The following is a 17,955-nucleotide window of genomic DNA, read 5'->3' as shown; positions in this document are numbered from 1 at the left end:
ATCCACATTGGTATTGATAACCGTAAGTGGAGTCTTTAGCTCATGAGAAGCATCGGCTATAAATTGCTTCTGTCTATAGAAGGCTTCCTCAACTGGCTGGATAGCTTTATTAGCAAAGGTTCTGCTTATAAGGTATATAAAAATAAGCATTACTACAGCCACCACCAGAAATGTATAAATCAGATTGGTGAGAATCCGCTGCTGAGCTGTAATATCCAGAAACACAATCTTAGAACCAACGGGAGTTTTTCTCATCATAAATGCCCAATGGCTGCCATCATATTTGAAGCTTCCAGCAGAAGTATTTTTAGAAAGTGATGCGGATTTCACAGCTTCATAAAACTCCTCATCCATATCAAAAACAGATGAAACTCCAATTATCTTAGACTTACTATCAGTGTTTATAGTAAAGGAAACTGTCCGCTCACGAGTAGGACTTATATCCATTTTAAATCTGGGCTGCAGGGGAACTATTATAGAGCGCCTTTCAATGGAAGATAATCTATTCAATTCTTTATCAATATCTCTGGTTACATTTTTATATGTGATGAAATAGATAGAAGAAAAGGCAATAATCATCATAATGAAAATGGAAACCAGATTGAGAATAAGAAATTTGTTTCTAAGTTTAGCAAACATTAATCCTTTACCTCCAGCATATATCCTACACCCCGTATAGTGCTTATGTAAACTTTAGATTCCAGATATTGAAGCTTTTTTCTTAAAAAAGAAACATAAACCTCCACATTGTTATACTCTGCCTGAGAATCAAATCCCCAAAGCTTTTCTATTATTAACTCCTTAGGAGTGACCACATTTTTACGCATTATTAAAAGCTCCAGCAGTTCATATTCCTTCAAAGTCAGCTTTACATCCTTAATAGAGTTAGTTAGCTTCAGTGATGAAGTATTTAGCTCAATATCTCCAAATTCAAGGATGTTTTCATTTATAACTTCACCCTTGCGCCTGGACAATGCTCTTATCCTGGCTAGCAGCTCCTCTGTGGCAAAAGGTTTTGCCAGATAATCATCAGCACCGCTATCTAGTCCTATCACCTTGTCCGAGACATCTCCTTTGGCTGTGAGAAGTATGACTGGAGTAGAAATTCTCTCTTTTCTCATCTTCTTTAATATACTTATACCATCCATCTTTGGGAGCATTATGTCCAGAATAACCAAATCATAGATGCCGCTTAAGGCATTATCCAATCCTTCTTCTCCATCATATACCGCATCAGCAGTATAATTATTTTTTTTAAGTATCTGAACCAAAGCCTCTGCCAAATGAACCTCGTCTTCTACTATAAGTATCCTCATGGAGACCCCTCCGTAATTCTTTTCTTTTTGTATTATATCACAATATTCCTTAAAAGAATCTTAAAGGAGACATGCCTGTATTTAAGATTCCTTTAAGGATACCTCTATAAAATGGATATGAAAACTTATATGGGAGGTAAGAAAGTGAGCACAACGAGCACTACAACTATTGTAAAACCAAAAAGGAAAAAGATAATAAATGCCAAGGTCATATTTCTGTTCCTACTCATAGCCATAGGCACTTACATAGGCTATCGTTACATAAAATCTAAAAATCAGGTGCAAAACCAGATACAACAAAGAACAGCTGTAGCAAGACGGGGGGATATTAGTGTATCCATAAGCGGTTCAGGCACATTATCCTCTGCAAGCACCTTCACTGCCCTATCCAGTGTGGAGGGAACTATAAGCAAGATTTATTATAAAGACGGTGACAAAATTGAAGCAGGCACCTTGATCATGGAGTTGGACAGCGGAGAAGCTCTGCTGGACATAAAGAAGTTGGAAAACAATATAGCCAAGGCCAAATTATCCAGAGATCAATTGTTGAAATCCTTTGAAAACAGCCAGGTAATAGCACCCATATCCGGCGAGGTAACTGATATAAGGTATAAATCCGGTGATAATACAGGTGAAGGTACCACATTGCTTACAATAACGGATAAAAGTCAACTCAAACTATTGCTTCCATTCAGGAATACCTATAGAGGAGAACTGGTTCAGGGACAGAAGGCTACTGTGTATGTGTATGATGCCTCAATGGATGAAGTATACAAACTTGATGGCTCCATATCCTTTATAAGTTCAACTCATGAAGGTGCAGGAGAAAACCAATCATATAATGTTGAATTCATAATCGAAAACCCTGGATATTTGGATGACACAATGATAGCAAGTGCAGAAATCAGCCTGTCGGGTAAAACAATAAAAAGCATAGGAAGCAACAGTCTGTCCTATATTGATAGCACCAGCGTAAAAGCTGAATTAGCAGGAACCATAGAAGGATTAGATGTGGTATTGGGTCAATATGTAAAAAAGGGAGATGTGCTGGCCACTATCAGCAACGATGACCTGTCCATCGAATTAGAAACCAGTAACCTCAACATTGAGGAAATGGAAAATCAACTGGAATACTCCTATGAAAAGCTTACCCATTACAAAATTTATTCGGACATTACCGGTACATTATCTTTAGAGGATTTGAAAGTTGGAGATGCTGTCAAATCCGGGCAAACTGTTTTTAAAGTATCTAATTATGATTTGATGGAATTCCAGATATCCATAGATGAACTGGATATCGCAAAGATACAAACGGGTCAAAATGTAAATATCACCGTAGATGCCCTTGAAGAAACAGATCAAAAACCATTGACGGGTATTGTAACTGAAATAGCACAGGAAGGTAATGCCAACAATGGTGTAACCACATATCCAGTCACTATTCAACTTACAGAGCCAAATGACCAGTTAAAGGTAGGTATGAATGTAAATGGAGAAATAATAGTCCACGAAAGGAAAGATGTGCTTTATGTACCCATTGAGGCCGTACAGAAACGTGGAGACAAAAATATAGTCTATGTCAAGAATGATGAACTATCGGCTGAGCCTTCAGAAGGGCAGAAGATTAAAATAAATCCCGGAGAGCAGAAAGCTCCTGAAGGAGGAATAGGCACTGCAAAACAGCCGCCTGCTGTTAATGAGACCGACGATAGTACAAATATGAGGCCAAGAACAAGAACCCAAGTCAGTGACTATTATGCTGGATCAGTACCTAAAGTTGTAGAGGTAGGCATAAACAATGATGAGTATATTGAAATACTTAGCGGCCTAAATGAAAGGGATATAGTGATTCTTCCTCCGTTAGCCTCCCCTTCCAACTCGAATAATCAAATCAGAACTAACATGGGAGGCGGAATGCCGGGAGGAATGCCAATAAGAATCCAAACTCGTCCGGGAAGGTAGGGGAATAGCGTTGATAGAGATACACAATATGTACAAAACCTATCAGATGAGCCAGATACAAATCCAGGCGTTGAGAAATATAAACCTCAGTATCAGAAAAAATGAATTTGTTGCCATAGTAGGTCCATCAGGGTCAGGCAAATCTACTCTTATGAACATGCTGGGCTGTCTGGATGTTCCTACCTCAGGCACTTATATATTGGATGGTTTGGAAGTCAGCAATCTCACCGATGATGAGCTGGCAGAAATAAGAAGCAAGAAAATCGGGTTCATATTTCAGAGCTTTAATCTGATTCAAAAACTCACCGCTCTGGAAAATGTGGAGCTTCCGCTGATCTACATGGGGGTAAGAACCTCAGAAAGATTGAAAAGAGCAAAATCTGCTCTGGAAAATGTAGGCCTGGGAGACCGATTGGATCATAAGCCCAATGAGCTCTCCGGAGGTCAGCAGCAAAGGGTTGCCATAGCCAGGGCTCTCATAAACAATCCCCCCATTATATTTGCCGATGAGCCTACAGGAAACCTGGACACCAAATCAGGAGTGGAAATAATGAATCTGCTGAAGGCGCTGCATAAAAGGGGAAATACCATTGTGTTGATCACTCATGACAATGATATAGCAAAGCAAGCTGACAGAATCATCAGGATACACGATGGCGTAATTGTTGAAGACAGGCAGGTGATATAAATGGGCTTTTTCCAAGCATACAAGATGGCAATAAAAAGTATCAAAGCCAACAAGGGAAGATCCTTTCTCACCATGTTGGGAGTAATCATTGGAGTAGCATCTGTAATCTCAGCTGTAGCATTTGCCCAAGGCAGTACTAAAAGCATCACCGACTCTATACAAAAGCTGGGCACTAATCTGATACAAATAACTCTGACAGGCAGAAACAGCAACAGGGATATGTCCTATGAAGATTTAAAAAAATTCGCAGCAGAAAACACAGAAGTGATTAGCGCGGTAGCACCCCAATCCAGCACAAATGCCAGGGTTAAATATGGCTCCACCAATATGAACACCACCATCATAGCCACTTCCCCTGAATATGAAAGGATTAGAAATGTTCATGTAACCCAGGGAAGATTTATATTGGACTTTGATTTGGAATATAGACAAAATGTAGCCCTGATAGGAACTGCCGTTGTAAATGAACTATTCGAAAATGTCAACCCAATAGGGGAGAAAATTAAGATAAACGGTCAGATATTTAAAATAGTAGGCATTCTGGAGGAAAGAGCTAATGGGGCAGCATATTCCGACGATGATCAGATAATCATACCAATAAGCTCTTCCCGAATGGTAATGGGAACTTCATCCATAAGGAATTTTGCTGTGGAAGCCGCAAGCGCTGAAAAAGTTGACGCGGCTATGGATAAATTAGAAACCTTCTTATTGGATATATACAAGAATGAAAATGCTTTCAGGGTATTTGACCAGTCTCAGATGTTGGAAACCTTAGACAATGTAACAGGAAGCATGATGATAGTATTAGGAGGCATAGCTGCCATATCCCTTATAGTAGGCGGTATAGGCATAATGAACATCATGCTGGTATCCGTGACAGAAAGAACAAAGGAAATCGGTATTAGAAAAGCAATAGGTGCAAAGAGAAAAAATATTCTGACCCAGTTCATAATAGAAGCAGCCGTTGTAACAGGTATGGGAGGATTAATTGGTGTTCTGTTAGGTTTCTCAATAATCAAATTTGTAATAGGAGGATTAGGCCTGGTTCCAGCGGTTTACTCCATACCATGGGCTTTGATAGCCTTTGGAATATCCCTGTTGGTAGGAATAATCTTCGGCCTATTCCCGGCTTATAAGGCTGCCAGTCTCAAACCTATTGAGGCTCTAAGAACAGAGTAATTGAGAGTAATAGAAAATACCTGGAAAGGATGATAAGATGAAACTTAAAATATTACCATTTATATTAGCTTTCTCTTTGCTCCTCAGCACTACAGCCTCTGCTGAGCCAAAATTCCGATACAGCTTTGAGGAAGCCTTGGAAATGGCTTTGGAAAACTCAACAGAGTATCAATCTAAGGACAAAAACATAAGCAAAGCCTACGATGCTTTTGAAGCTGCAGAAAAGGCGGCTCCCAAAGAAGTGAAATTCACAGGCAGCATGAAAAAGTTTATATCAAACCAGGTGGATCCTGTCATCAAAGTAGAAGAAGCCTATAATAACTATCAGCAGGCTATATTGGATAGAAACAATACAAAGACCACTATTGGATTAAATCTCAGGTCCGCTGTAATAGCTGTAGAAAATGCAGAGATGGATCTGAAAGAAGCAAATATGAACAAGAAAATATGGGAAGAGGAATTAAAACTATTAAACCTTAGATTTGATAAAAATCTCATATCAAAATCAGAATATGAAAACAAGAAAACTGACTTAGAAAGCAAATTAAAGGATTTGGATAAATACCAGGACAATCTGGATGAAGCCTATTACAAGCTTAACAGTCTCTTGGGCAGACAAAATGAAAAGGATATTGCCATAATCCTTAATGATACTGTGATACCTCTTGAAAAATTGGATCTGGAGCAGATAAAAAAAGATATGATGAAACGAGACTTCTCTCTTGTTCAGAAAAAAAATGAACGGTACATAGAGAAATACTATTTTGACTTGGTGGAAGAAAGATATCTCAAATATGATTTGGACAGATTTACTGACTCCATGCGGGATGATATAACGGAAATGTATGAAGAAGCTAAAGAGGACTTTGAAACTGCAGATAAGAACTATGAAAAAGCTCTGGAAACCTTTGAAAAAGATTTTGACCAAATGATAAAGGATATTAAGGAAGCTATAGAGCAAATAAACGAAATAAAACAAGAAATTTCAGAAGAGCGACAAAATGCTGAGATAAATAAAATAAAATATGAAGCAAGGATGATCTCAAAAACACAATATGATAACAGCCTGAATCGTATAAACTTACTCCAAAACGATCTGAAAGCTGCAGAACTGGAGCTGAATCTGAAATATGCAAAACTATTAGCCTACAGTGAACTTGAAAAAGTTACAATCAAGTAGATTAAGCAAACCCACGGCTTATCAGGAAATCCTTTCCCATATAAAACTATACTTGAATAAGCATCTCTCCCTGTGTTAACATTAATGTAATATAAACATACTTGAAAGGGTCGTGATGTTAGGGTTGAAAGAAAAGATAAGTCTATACGGGTTTAACAATCTTACAAAAACTCTGAGCTTTAACATTTATGATATCTGCTACGCTAAAACTGATAGAGATAAAAGGGATTATATAAGCTATATTGATGAACAATATAATTCTGAGCGTCTGACAAACATTCTCCGTGGTGTTACGAAGATAATAGGCGCCAATATATTGAATATCTCCAAACAGGACTACGACCCTCAGGGTGCAAGTGTTGCCATCTTGATTACAGAGGAGGGCATGCCCTGTGAGCTTATAGATCCGTCCTGCAATAAAGGAGAAATATCGACTTTGAGAGATTGTGTTATGGCTCATTTAGATAAAAGTCATGTTACAGTTCACACCTATCCTGAAAGCCACCCGGATAATGAAGTTTCTACATTCAGGGTGGATATTGATGTATCAACCTGTGGTGAAATATCTCCACTGAATGCCCTCAATTACCTAATAGGAAGCTTCGACTCGGATATAATAACCATAGACTACAGGGTAAGAGGCTTTACAAGGGATGTGAACGGGCACAAATACTTTATAGACCATGCTATGAGCTCTATACAAGATTATATAGACCAGCAAACATTAGAAAAATACGATGCTATAGATGTCAATGTATATAACTCAAACATATTTCATACCAAAATGATGATAAAGGAAATCGATCTTAATAACTACCTTTTTAACGAAGACCCTTACGACCTCAAACCTGAGGTTAGGCGCGAGATAAGAAATAAGCTTTCTAAAGAGATGATTGAAATATATCACGGCTTAAATGTTTATGACAAAATAGAAAAATAAACAGGAGGTTGGATATGGAACTTTGGTATACGGAAGAACATACAGATAATGTGCGATTTACTATTAAAGTGGATAAGCATATACACAGCGAGCAAAGCCCCTTTCAAAGGATTGACTTCTTTGATACCTATGAATTCGGTCGCATCTTTACTTTGGATGGAATAATCATGCTGACCCAAAGGGATGAGTTTGTCTACCATGATATGATTGTCCATGTACCGATGGCAGTAAACCCTGGTATCAAAAAGGTTCTCGTAGTTGGAGGCGGTGACGGAGGCTCTGTTAGAGAGCTTACCAGATATAACACCATTGAGTCCATGGAAATGGTGGAAATTGACCAGAGAGTTGTTGAGTGCTGCAAAGAATATCTGCCTCAGACTTCCTCAAAGCTGGATGACCCTAGAGTAAAACTTCTTTTTGAGGATGGCATAAAATTCATCAGCACAAAGAAAAATGAATATGATTTGATAATAGTTGACTCCACAGATCCTATAGGTCCGGGAGAGGGTTTATTTACTGAAGAATTTTACAGGAATTGCTATGAGGCTTTGAAGGATGACGGCATATTGGTAAATCAACATGAAAGCCCATATTATGATGATACAGCAAGGTTGATGAAAAGAACTCACAAGAGAATCAAGCAGTTTTTCCCTATAGCGAAGGTGTATCAGGCTCATATACCTACCTATGCTTCCGGCCATTGGCTATTTGGATTTGCATCAAAGAAATATGATCCTGTAAAGGATTTGAATGATAAGGCATGGAATAGCTTAGGATTGGAAACCAAATACTACAACACTGAGCTTCATAAAGGAGCCTTTGCCCTACCAAATTATGTAATAAAGATGCTGGAAGAAGCATAAAAAGTGAGGTGAGACACGGAGAACCGTCCCCGATGTCTCACCTCTGTTTATAGGGCTTCTATGGTTACACTGTTTTCTTCAGGTATATTGATTTTGAAGTACTTATATGTGGCAGTATTTCCTTTAGAAATTTCAATTTTAACTATCACTGAAGCATCTTCTCTCCCTCTGTTTACCCTCAATCCTCCATTGTCTTTTTCAATTTCTACAAATGCAGAGCCTCTATCTCTTCTGCCTTCATCTTTTACAAACTTCCCATTATTCATTCTGCCTACTTCTACATACTTGTATGTTGTTTGGTTTTCGTGTTTGGCAAGAGGTAAGATTCTGGGCCTTTCAGAGTCTGCAGGATACCTGGAGCCGAAAGCAAATTTATCAGCTGTCAACCAAGTTTTGGCTGCTTTAACATCCAGCACATCTTGAAGCTTTGGCATGTTTGCTTTCAAAGCTTCTATCTTCCCTGCCGCCTCATTTGCTTTTGTCTTTGCTGCTCTGAGCCTTGCGGCCAACCTAGTTTTGAAATCTCCATCTTTTAGCTTCTCATATGCTTCAACAGCTTTTTCTTCCACTCCTTTTACCCTCTGGACAAAAGCTTCTGCATCTTCTAATGCTTTATTAGCTGCTGCAAATGCTCGCTCCAGCTTAGCTTTGCTATCAGTTTCTTTGGTCTCTGTTCTCCTTGCCCTTTCCCTTATCGATCTGCCGAATATTTCTATTGTTGCCTTTGTAGAGGTATCAGGAGTTGTTTGAGCATCCCTCATGTATTCATCTATGACACCCTTTAATGTCTCAATTGCATTTGATAAAGCGGAAATCTTATTATCCCATTCTTCATGGCTTGATATGAGCTCATAAGCTGCTACTGCTTTTTCCGCAGCTTCTTTAGCCGCTTTATCTGCTTCTTCTTCCTCATCTCTCTTTGCTTCCAACTCAGCTATCTTGTTTTCTGCCAAAACAAGTTTATTAATATTAGTTACTAAAGCTTGCTGAGCTGATGACAGATTGTTATAAGCATTCCTGGCTGCCTCTACCTGGTCTTTATGTCTTAGCCTGATTTCCTCAGGATTAGGCAGTTCATTGATTATATTCTCCACTCTGGCGGCTCTTCTCTTATCCTCTTCTTCTTGTTCATTCTCTTTCTCAAGTTCACTTATCCTATTTTCAGCTCTCTGTAGTTTCTCCATATTCTTTACTAACTCTTTTTGTTTTGATGATAAATTCTCATAGGCTTCCCTTGCATTCTCCACCGCTTCTTTATGCCTTAATCTAATATCTTCAATCTTTGGCAAATCATCTATAATTTCTTCTACACGGGCTGCCCTTCTTCTATCTTCTTCAGTTTGCGCCTGTTTTTCCTTTAATTCTTTGATCTTCTCTTCTGCTGAAATAAGCTTTTGAATGTTTGGAACCAGCTCTCGTTGGGCTCTTGTCAATGCATCATAAGCCTCTCTGGCATCCCTTACTTCTTCAGCATCTTCCAGCTTAATGTCTTTCGGTCTGGGTAGCTCGTCTATCATCTTCTCTACAGCAGCAGCCTTCCTCTTGTCTTGGACTTCTTGTTCCAGCCTGGCTATCTCATCAACAGCTTTTTTTAGTTTATCATAGTTATCTACATGCTTCTTCTGATTGGCTGTCAGGTTATTGTACGCTGCCTGGGCAGCGTACACCTGTTCTTTGTCACTGAGCTTTATATCCTTGGGAAGATCGGAAATCTTATCCACTACCTTTTCTGCTGCAATCTTATCCTCTTCCTCCTCTATACCCGGCACCTTTACGGGAGCCAAATCAGTGCCCATGAAATAGAATTCGTCTCCTTTGGACTCTTCGCTGGTGTTGCCTACCAAGTCCTTAGCCTGGGAATCTATGATGAGCATATACTCATATCTTCCCTCCAAGGGCTGACTGAGGGAGAGTATTACCTTGTTTTTATCAACCTTTTTCAGTGAGTTTCCTATGGTCTTGTATCTGGCTGTATCATCAGTGTTCTTTATTGTATATCTGCCTTCATAGCCTATGTTTTCGCTGTACTCAATCTCCACCGTCACCCTATCTATTGCGGTTACGGTAACTATATAGGGTTTATCCTCATCCTTGTATTCACCATAGAGCAAGGTGTAATCATCGTGGGTATTCTCTGCTCCAATTCCGTGCCTGTCTGTAACAATTTTCTCCATATCTATCTTATAATCTTTATCTCCGGCTATTGCCTTGGAGGATGTTATGGTAAAGGTTACAATCCTGTCATCCTCATCATCAGTCTTCACACTGAAAGTAGCTGATGGAGAGCCAATGGTGCTGACATCCTTCTTCTTAACCACTACTTCCTTTGACATTTCCATCTCAAAGGTTTTACCATCTCTTTGAGCGATATAGAGTATCTCAGGTTTTTCCGGATCTTCATCTATACCGTAAATCTCCAAATCGTAATCATCCAGCTCACTTTTATCCAATGGGTTTCTGTTCACTGTCCTGTCTCTTATACCTTTCAAGGATTGGCTTTTATCAATAGTATAAAGCACACCTTCAGAAAGCTTCTTGCCTTCCTCTACATTGGAAAACTCTATGGTTCTATCATCATCTGTGAGAGCCTTGGCATATAGCTTAATGGTCTTGCTGCCGTATTTTAACACCAGAATCGTAGAATCTGTATAGGTCACTGGCTCATCAAATACTACAGCCACCACATATTTATTTACAGGATAAATATAATCCAGCCTCGGTCCATCATGATCGTCCTCTCCTGCAGTTGCTTTGAATTCAAAGCTGAGCCTCAGCTCATTGTCCATCATATCCAATACGCCATCTATTGTGATTTTGTATATCTTGCCTTCTATCATCCCGGCTGTTTCCAATGTGACTTTTCCATCCTCATAGGTAGCCTCTATGGGGGTACCAATATCATTGTTTATCTCATAGTAGGATATATCCTCGGCGCTTTCCTCATCTAAGGGCTTGGTGAAAAATATCTCCAGCTTGTTGCCGCTGACCACATTATATTTATTCACAGTAGCTGCTGCAAAATCATCTTTTTTCACTGTTACAGTGCCACTATTGCTTTTATCCAGTACATTGCCGAATTCATCTTCTATGTTATAGGCAGTCACAGTATAGGAGCTGTTTATGGTCAAGTCTTCCACCCTCAGCATTACCTTGTACTTTCCATCTTTGTAGGAAATCTTCTCTACGCTCTCCACATAGATGCTGTCCTTATATCTATCATTTTGGGTGACCTCATAATTATCCGGATCCAGCACTGTATCTTCTATGAATCTACTGCTATCGCTGAACACAACTTGAATATAGTTTCTGGAAAGAACCTTCAACTCATTCTTTACCATCACAGGTGCGCTTTTATCTTCTCTCATACCATAGAAGGTTTTCTTTGCCGGCCTCTTCATCATATTGGCAGCCTTGGTCTTGTCAACTATGTTTTCCACTGTCAACTCATACTTGGTACCGGATTTCATAGGCTCTGTGGTAAGCTCCACTGTATCCTCATCATCTCCTGTCAGCTCAGCTTCCCAGATATCCAGCTCTCCGCTGCTGCTCTTAATATAATAATTCATCAAATCTTCTGCCGAATCCCTGGTAACAGCCTCTGAAAACTTGATAATTACCCTTTGGTTTGTCTCGGCTTTTACATCTCTCAGTGTAGGTGGATTGGAGTCCAGTCTGGTATAAAAGTTTTTGCTTGCAGATCTGAGCAATGTGCCGTCTATAGATTTAATATTGGTAACCTTCACTGTGTATGATTTTCTTGCCTGCAAACCATCAGTAGACAGAGTCACCTTCTTGCCTTCCAGCACTGCATCATCCACATCTACACCTGATATTGAGTAATTGGATGTGTCTACAGCTGTTTCAAAGTCCAATTCCTTATCAAATTCTATAACTACCGTCTCCACATCCTCGCTTTTCACATTCTTTATCCTGGGAGCTCCTGATACCTTTGCCACCCCTGTAAATTTAACCTTCTGCTCTCCTACAGTCATAGAATACAATCTTCCTGAGCTTTGGGCAGAGGTCACCAACCTTACGGCATTCTTTCTCACCAGATATGCATCTTTAATGTCCAATCCTTCTGCATCATAGTTATCCAGGTCTTCCACATCATAATTATCTACATCTTCTTCAAATACTATCTCCACCACAGTATTGCCATGAGCCTTCACACTCTTTACATCTGCATCTATCATGTCACTTATTAACCCTGCTGCTATGGCTCTGGACTTCCTGATGACCCCTTCCTCTATGAGGATATTTACATATCTTATACCTTCTTTTGTTTTAGTCCTAAGAGCAGATACGGTAGCCTTGGCAAGCAAATCAATGGTGAACTTATCTTCTCTGGAGGGTCTTAATCCTATGCTGGAAGCAAACTTCAATGTATCCTCCCAGGTGAAATCCCCTTTGCCTGATACTATCTGCTTATATCCCAAAGTTTCCAGCAACACCTTGAAATATGCCTGCTCATTTATCTTCTCATATGGTTTGAAGCGGCCTCTGTCATCTCCTATGAATCCCAACTCCGGATTAGCCTTAAGATAGGCCAGGATATTCTTGCCTTCAGGCCACTTCACTTCATCCTTGTCTGCGAAATTGTTTGAACCCCTGTATTCCAAGGCTTTTTCATATAAGCCTCTCAGCTTTAGTATAGATATGGCCGCTGTAAGCCTATCCATTTCTTTTTGTGTGTATTTTTCCGTAACCCCATCTCCGTCTCCAACCAGCATTCCTATATCTACGAGGGCCTCCACCTCAGAGCTAATCCTGGCCGCTGCATAACCCTCCATATATCCCATGGAAGAAAAGGTCATGGCAAAGGCCAGTATGAATGCTATAAACTTTTTCACTTTTAAAACCTCCTCGTTTCCCACTCATAATTTTTGCCTAATTTATACTATGTTAAGTAATAGGCAAAATTCTTAATTAAACAGCTTTGTAACTTTTTTGTAAAGCTTTTGTAACTTTGACGGAGGTTAATGTAAATTTGTTCCACTTTTCTCAAAAAAAAGAACAACCTTCTGTGCAATATCTTTGTGAACTGCACATATGGTTGTTCCTACAATAGATATATTATGCAAATTTGCTGCATTGTTTCACAAATTCGTCGAATAGCTTTGTGAATATTTCATGCTTAGGCACCATTGCCTCAGGGTGCCATTGGAGACCCAATATAAAATTCCTATCCATAGATTCTATAGCTTCGATTATACCGTCATAGGAATGGGCAGTAGCCTTCAGTCCTTTGCCTAAATCTTTTATGGATTGATGATGGAAGGAGTTGACGGCTATGGTTTCGTTTTCGAATATATTATAAAGCTTGCTGTCATTCTCTATCCTTATCATATGATGAGCCTGATCTATTGGGCCTCCCTTAGGACTATGACCAAATGAGTTCTCAATTTGAGAATATATATCCTGATAAAGGCTGCCTCCCAAAGCAACGTTTATCAATTGTGCTCCTCTGCATATCCCCATAATAGGCATATTTACATCATAAGCTTCCTTAAATAGAAACATTTCATAGGCATCTCTTTCATGTTCTATAGCCCCAATTTCCTTTATAGGATTTTCCCCATAACATAGAGGCGATATATCTTCCCCTCCTGTGAAAAGCAATCCATCAATAATATTAATATACTTGAGCAGAGATTCCTCGTCCTTTACCAAGGGAATAATTACAGGAATTCCTCCAGCCTCAACTATTGCGTTGATATAATTGCTGTTCAGACAATTATATCTGGAAGCTCCCTTTGATTCAGTAAATGTAGTCAATCCAATTATCGGCCTCAAATTAATATGACCCCCATTCTTCATATCTAATATGTGTTACATACCAAATTCTATCATACAAATAAAAAAAAGCAAGTAACCTTGCTTTTTTACACTTTATAACAACTGTATAAAATTATCTACCACATCTGCATCGAATTGGGTTCCTCTCCCCTTCAGCATCTCATCAATAGCCTGCTCTTTTGTAAGAGGAATCTTCCTGTAGGGCCTGGAACTGGTCATGGCATCATAAGCATCTGCCACGGTTATGATCTTGGCAAGAAGAGATATATCCTCCCCCTTTAGACGTTGGGGATATCCTGTGCCATCAATCCTTTCATGGTGTTCCAGCAGTACCTTTCTGCTTTCGGCAAGAAAATCCACATGGGACAGTATTTCATAACCTATGGTAGGATGTTTCTTTATCATATCGAATTCCTCTTTGGAAAGTTTGCCCTCTTTATTGAGTATGGCGGAAGGAATTCCTATCTTGCCTATATCATGAAGTATACTGGCAAACTCCAAAACATGAATATCTTTTTCCCCTAAGCCCATCTTCCTTGCAATATCTGTAGACAAACAGGATACTCGCTCACAATGCCCCCTTGTATATTTGTCATTGGCTTCTATTGCATTAGCCAGAGATTGGACAGTGGATAAATAACTGTTTCTTATTTCTGTATTCTTCTTGGTCAGTTCACGAACATGTAAGTTTCTTTCTTCTATGAGCTCCCTTACTGTATCCATCATGTTGTTGAATTGATCTCCCAAAACCTTAAATTCATCTTTGGAATCAATATGGATATGCTCATCAAACTTTCCCTGAGAAATGTTTTCTATACCATCCATAATGTTGCTTAAAGGACGGGTGATATATCTAGAGAGTAGAAAACCAATGAGAAAAGTAACTATAACGCTTGCCAAGGCTACTTGGAAAGCCCTGCTCATAATTGGGGCCAATGCCTTATTTATATCCAAAGGCATCACTCCTATGATCTTCCATCCAGTCTCAGGTACCGTCATATAACTTATTATGCTTTCTCTTCCCTTATAATTGAATATATTTGTTCCATTATCGGAAATGAGCTGAGCCATAAGCTCCTCATCATCGTTGATATTGGTCATCAGCATGCTATGGTCGGGATGGGAAAAAACTTCTCCATCGCTGTTTACCAGCATTAGAGTGCCTTCGTCATCATAAATTAAATCATTTATTATATCACTGAATCTGGACAGTTTGATGTCCATTCCCACTACCCCTACAATGCCATCTTCTCTTTCTACCGCCTTTGCCACTGTAACCACATATCCTCCGATTTCACCTGCATCCAGATAAGGATCTGTCCATACAGTTTTCCCTTTGTTCGTTAAAGCTTTTTTATACCAATCCCTTGTACGGCAATCATAATCCTCAGGCATAGTATCATCAATAGGGGTAATAAAAATCGAACCATCTTCCTGGGAACCTAAATAAATCCAAGCTATATAAGGACTTGAATTGACAAAACCTGTCCACTGATTTGAAATGTTCTGGAAATGATCAGGTATGGATTTGACCATCTTTGGCTGGCCTGGCATATTTCTATAATTTATTATTTCTTCATCTTCAGCCCAATGATCTACCACATACTCCATATCTGCCATGAACTTTCTCAGAAAATAATCGTTTGCGTTCTGCAATGCTTCTAAATTACTTTGTTTAACCTCTTCTAATACTATAGTCCTCGCATTATTAAAGGCCAGCATACTAATTATTGCAATGGCTATAATTATTATGACAAGCATTGCTAATATAATTTTGCCTCTTATGCCTATTTTCATCAGAAAGTCTCCTCTTTCCTCAAGATGCACTTGTTTTTTTATTACATACCGAATTATCGACAAAATAAATATGTATTACAATTCATAATATATCAAATATTAGTTAAAAATGCAAATAAAAAAGCAAGGGCTTTATTCCCTCGCATTATCTGTTATTTTCTCTTTTTTATGAGATATATAACGGTTAGTACCAGCACCAAAATACCGATAAATAAAGTATATTTTTTCATCAGCTGCTCAACCATCATCCAGTTTGAACCCAAATAGTATCCCAAAGATATAAGTACTGTGTTCCATATAATTATTCCTATTGAAGAAAACAATATGAACTTAAAAACATTCATCCTGGCGATGCCGGCAGGTATTGAAATATATGTCCTGGCTAAAGGTAAAACCCTGGCAATCATGACAGAAATTTTGTCGTATTTATCAAAGGTATTCTTGGCAGCAAATATGGACTTTCTGGAACTGGGAACCTTGTCTCCTATCCTGTCCAATATAGGCTTGCCTCCAAAATATCCAATATAATAGCATACCAATGAGCCTAATATGCCTGCAATGGTGGAGGCTATCAAAACCCCTATGTAGCTCACGGCACCACTGGCAGCCAAGAATCCCACAAAGGGAAGGACTATTTCACTGGGCAAAGGAAAACATGCATACTCAAGACCTACAATGGTTATTACTCCAATATAGCCGATTTCACTGGTTATTACAATAAGATAATTAAGTATTGATTCAAATATATTAGTCATAGTTCATACTCCTAAGTCATCATATATACTATTTTACTAAACAAATGAAAAATATCCAATACTAATAACAAAAAGAGATAGAGCTAATTCTCTATCCCTCATATATAACTATACCTACCCTGTCAATGTGCTCTCTCAGTTCATTATGATCCAAATGTGTATAGTCCACTATGTCAAAAAAATATGGCAATGGACTTTCATCTTCCAATAATGAATGAAGTGAGGATATAGTATCAAAGGTTATATCATCACCATAGATTGCAATATCTACATCAGATCCTGCTTTATAATTTCCTTTAGCCCTGGATCCAAATACTACGGCTTTTTTTATCTCTCTAAACTTTGCTATTACGCCAACTATATACTCAATATCCAATTCACTTAATCCAGTACTCATGCTAACTCACCCAACTTAGAGCAAAGCTCTTGAATAATTTTATAATATTTGTCTCTAATCAAATTTTCTGCTTCCTTTGCTGTATTTTCATTATATGTATGAGCCATCAAATTTCTTTTCTCCAACGCATCTATCCATAAATGACCATCTGCAATAAGCCCTGTTTGAAAAGCTATCTGTATTGCTTTTCTGGGGCTTTTTACTTCGAAACCCTCTTGCTCCAAATAGTCCTTCATGGTCTTCCAAGCTAATTCAAAGGTGTATTCAAAGCATTGTATCAATCCTTGCACTTCAAATTTATTAAGCTCACCTTTTTCAATAAACTCCTGCAACTGCAAACTAGCTTTTCTGAAGTTTGAAAACCTCTGCTTCCACCTGACATCTAGTTCCATACAATTCACACCTTCCCAATTGACTTCGCAGGTTGATATATTTACCTTAAAGTCATATTATCACATTGATTATATTAGTTCAATCAAACAACAATATAGATGGCAAACAGTTTTATAGGTTATACTAAATATGTTAATATATTTAAGAAGAATAATATTTATCGCTTGGGAGGTAATTGGCAGTGCTTGAAAAATTAGATACTACAATAGAGAAGCTGTTTGAAGAAGGAAAGATAAAAACAAAATGGAATGAACTTGAAATCCATGGTATACGTGAAATAGTAAATCTCCTCTGGCAGGATGAAATAGAATATGGCACCATCGGTCAGGCATACGAAATAAAAAACAGAACCATATATCAAACCTTTTACTCTGGTATACCCTATAAGAATGGGGATCAATATGAAACCTTCGTCAGAGCTTATATAGACATAGACAACAACATAATATTCATGAGCAGCAAAGGGGAGCTTTTCATGTATGAGACGGATGATGAAGATGGAGCAGATTTGAAGCATTTCAGCAGGAGCGAGTAAACATTAAAGGGACGGTGAAATCCGTCCCTTGTAATGACTATTTAATAATATCAGTTGCCACTTCATCTTCAACAGCTGATTTGGTTTCCTTTGCCACAACCTTAATAAGATAATTTAGAAAATCTTCCCTCAGATCCTCTCTCCTGAGAGC

Annotated in this window: 15 protein-coding genes; 7 read left to right on the top strand and 8 right to left on the bottom strand. The window is 38.6% G+C overall.

Going from position 1 to position 17,955, the window contains the following annotated elements:
* Window positions 1–639: histidine kinase dimerization/phospho-acceptor domain-containing protein (locus ACESM9_RS09105; protein WP_372997485.1), on the bottom strand; the 639-nt coding region annotated here is incomplete at its 3' end.
* Window positions 639–1,316 carry a response regulator transcription factor gene (locus tag ACESM9_RS09100; RefSeq protein ID WP_372997483.1) on the bottom strand — a complete coding sequence of 226 codons (678 nt, stop codon included), beginning with the start codon at window positions 1,314–1,316 and terminating at the stop codon, window positions 639–641. The genes ACESM9_RS09100 and ACESM9_RS09105, both read right to left, overlap by 1 nt.
* Before the next feature lie 144 nt (window positions 1,317–1,460).
* On the opposite strand from ACESM9_RS09100, the gene ACESM9_RS09095 reads away from it, so the two are divergent.
* From ACESM9_RS09095 to speE, 6 genes are all read left to right on the top strand, one after another.
* Complete coding sequence (locus ACESM9_RS09095; RefSeq protein WP_372997481.1) at window positions 1,461–3,278, top strand: efflux RND transporter periplasmic adaptor subunit; 1,818 nt, start codon at window positions 1,461–1,463, stop codon at window positions 3,276–3,278.
* Window positions 3,279–3,288: 10 nt separating this feature from the next.
* Window positions 3,289–3,966: an ABC transporter ATP-binding protein gene (locus ACESM9_RS09090; RefSeq protein ID WP_372997479.1), complete on the top strand. Its 678-nt coding sequence runs from the start codon at window positions 3,289–3,291 to the stop codon at window positions 3,964–3,966.
* A complete protein-coding gene (locus tag ACESM9_RS09085) occupies window positions 3,967–5,145 on the top strand; it encodes an ABC transporter permease (RefSeq protein ID WP_372997477.1) in 1,179 nt (392 codons plus the stop codon). It abuts the gene before it with no gap.
* A 37-nt stretch (window positions 5,146–5,182) separates the two neighbouring features.
* Window positions 5,183–6,325, top strand: a complete 1,143-nt coding sequence (locus ACESM9_RS09080; RefSeq protein ID WP_372997475.1) for a TolC family protein — start codon at window positions 5,183–5,185, stop codon at window positions 6,323–6,325.
* Between the two features lie 112 nt (window positions 6,326–6,437).
* Window positions 6,438–7,265, top strand: coding sequence for an adenosylmethionine decarboxylase (gene speD / locus ACESM9_RS09075; RefSeq protein WP_372997473.1), 828 nt, complete (start codon window positions 6,438–6,440; stop codon window positions 7,263–7,265).
* Between the two features lie 14 nt (window positions 7,266–7,279).
* Window positions 7,280–8,128 (top strand): polyamine aminopropyltransferase, encoded by an 849-nt coding sequence (gene speE, locus ACESM9_RS09070; protein ID WP_372997471.1) that lies wholly within the window; start codon window positions 7,280–7,282, stop codon window positions 8,126–8,128.
* A 47-nt stretch (window positions 8,129–8,175) separates the two neighbouring features.
* Here speE and ACESM9_RS09065 read toward each other — a convergent pair whose 3' ends face one another.
* The 6 genes from ACESM9_RS09065 to ACESM9_RS09040 form a co-directional block, all read right to left on the bottom strand.
* Window positions 8,176–12,981: a hypothetical protein gene (locus ACESM9_RS09065; RefSeq protein ID WP_372997469.1), complete on the bottom strand. Its 4,806-nt coding sequence runs from the start codon at window positions 12,979–12,981 to the stop codon at window positions 8,176–8,178.
* A gap of 223 nt (window positions 12,982–13,204) precedes the next feature.
* Window positions 13,205–13,924 (bottom strand): gamma-glutamyl-gamma-aminobutyrate hydrolase family protein, encoded by a 720-nt coding sequence (locus tag ACESM9_RS09060; protein ID WP_372997467.1) that lies wholly within the window; start codon window positions 13,922–13,924, stop codon window positions 13,205–13,207.
* Window positions 13,925–14,020: 96 nt separating this feature from the next.
* The gene (locus ACESM9_RS09055; RefSeq protein WP_372997465.1) at window positions 14,021–15,724 is read right to left on the bottom strand and encodes an HD domain-containing phosphohydrolase; all 1,704 of its coding nucleotides are present in this window, start codon (window positions 15,722–15,724) and stop codon (window positions 14,021–14,023) included.
* Between the two features lie 152 nt (window positions 15,725–15,876).
* A complete protein-coding gene (locus ACESM9_RS09050) occupies window positions 15,877–16,479 on the bottom strand; it encodes a DedA family protein (RefSeq protein ID WP_372997463.1) in 603 nt (200 codons plus the stop codon).
* A 91-nt stretch (window positions 16,480–16,570) separates the two neighbouring features.
* Complete coding sequence (locus ACESM9_RS09045; protein ID WP_372997461.1) at window positions 16,571–16,876, bottom strand: nucleotidyltransferase domain-containing protein; 306 nt, start codon at window positions 16,874–16,876, stop codon at window positions 16,571–16,573.
* Window positions 16,873–17,268 carry a nucleotidyltransferase substrate binding protein gene (locus tag ACESM9_RS09040; protein ID WP_372997459.1) on the bottom strand — a complete coding sequence of 132 codons (396 nt, stop codon included), beginning with the start codon at window positions 17,266–17,268 and terminating at the stop codon, window positions 16,873–16,875. The genes ACESM9_RS09045 and ACESM9_RS09040 overlap by 4 nt, the downstream gene beginning before the upstream one ends.
* A gap of 182 nt (window positions 17,269–17,450) precedes the next feature.
* Here ACESM9_RS09040 and ACESM9_RS09035 point away from each other — a divergent pair, with 182 nt between their 5' ends.
* Entirely contained in the window at window positions 17,451–17,804 is a 354-nt protein-coding gene (locus tag ACESM9_RS09035; RefSeq protein ID WP_372997457.1) for a hypothetical protein, read from the top strand.
* The last annotated feature ends 151 nt before the right edge of the window (window positions 17,805–17,955 follow it).

It is taken from the genome of Lutispora sp., from assembly GCF_041687175.1.
Taxonomy (GTDB): Bacteria; Bacillota; Clostridia; order Lutisporales; family Lutisporaceae; genus Lutispora.
This window is presented reverse-complemented; position numbering and strand designations above follow the sequence as displayed.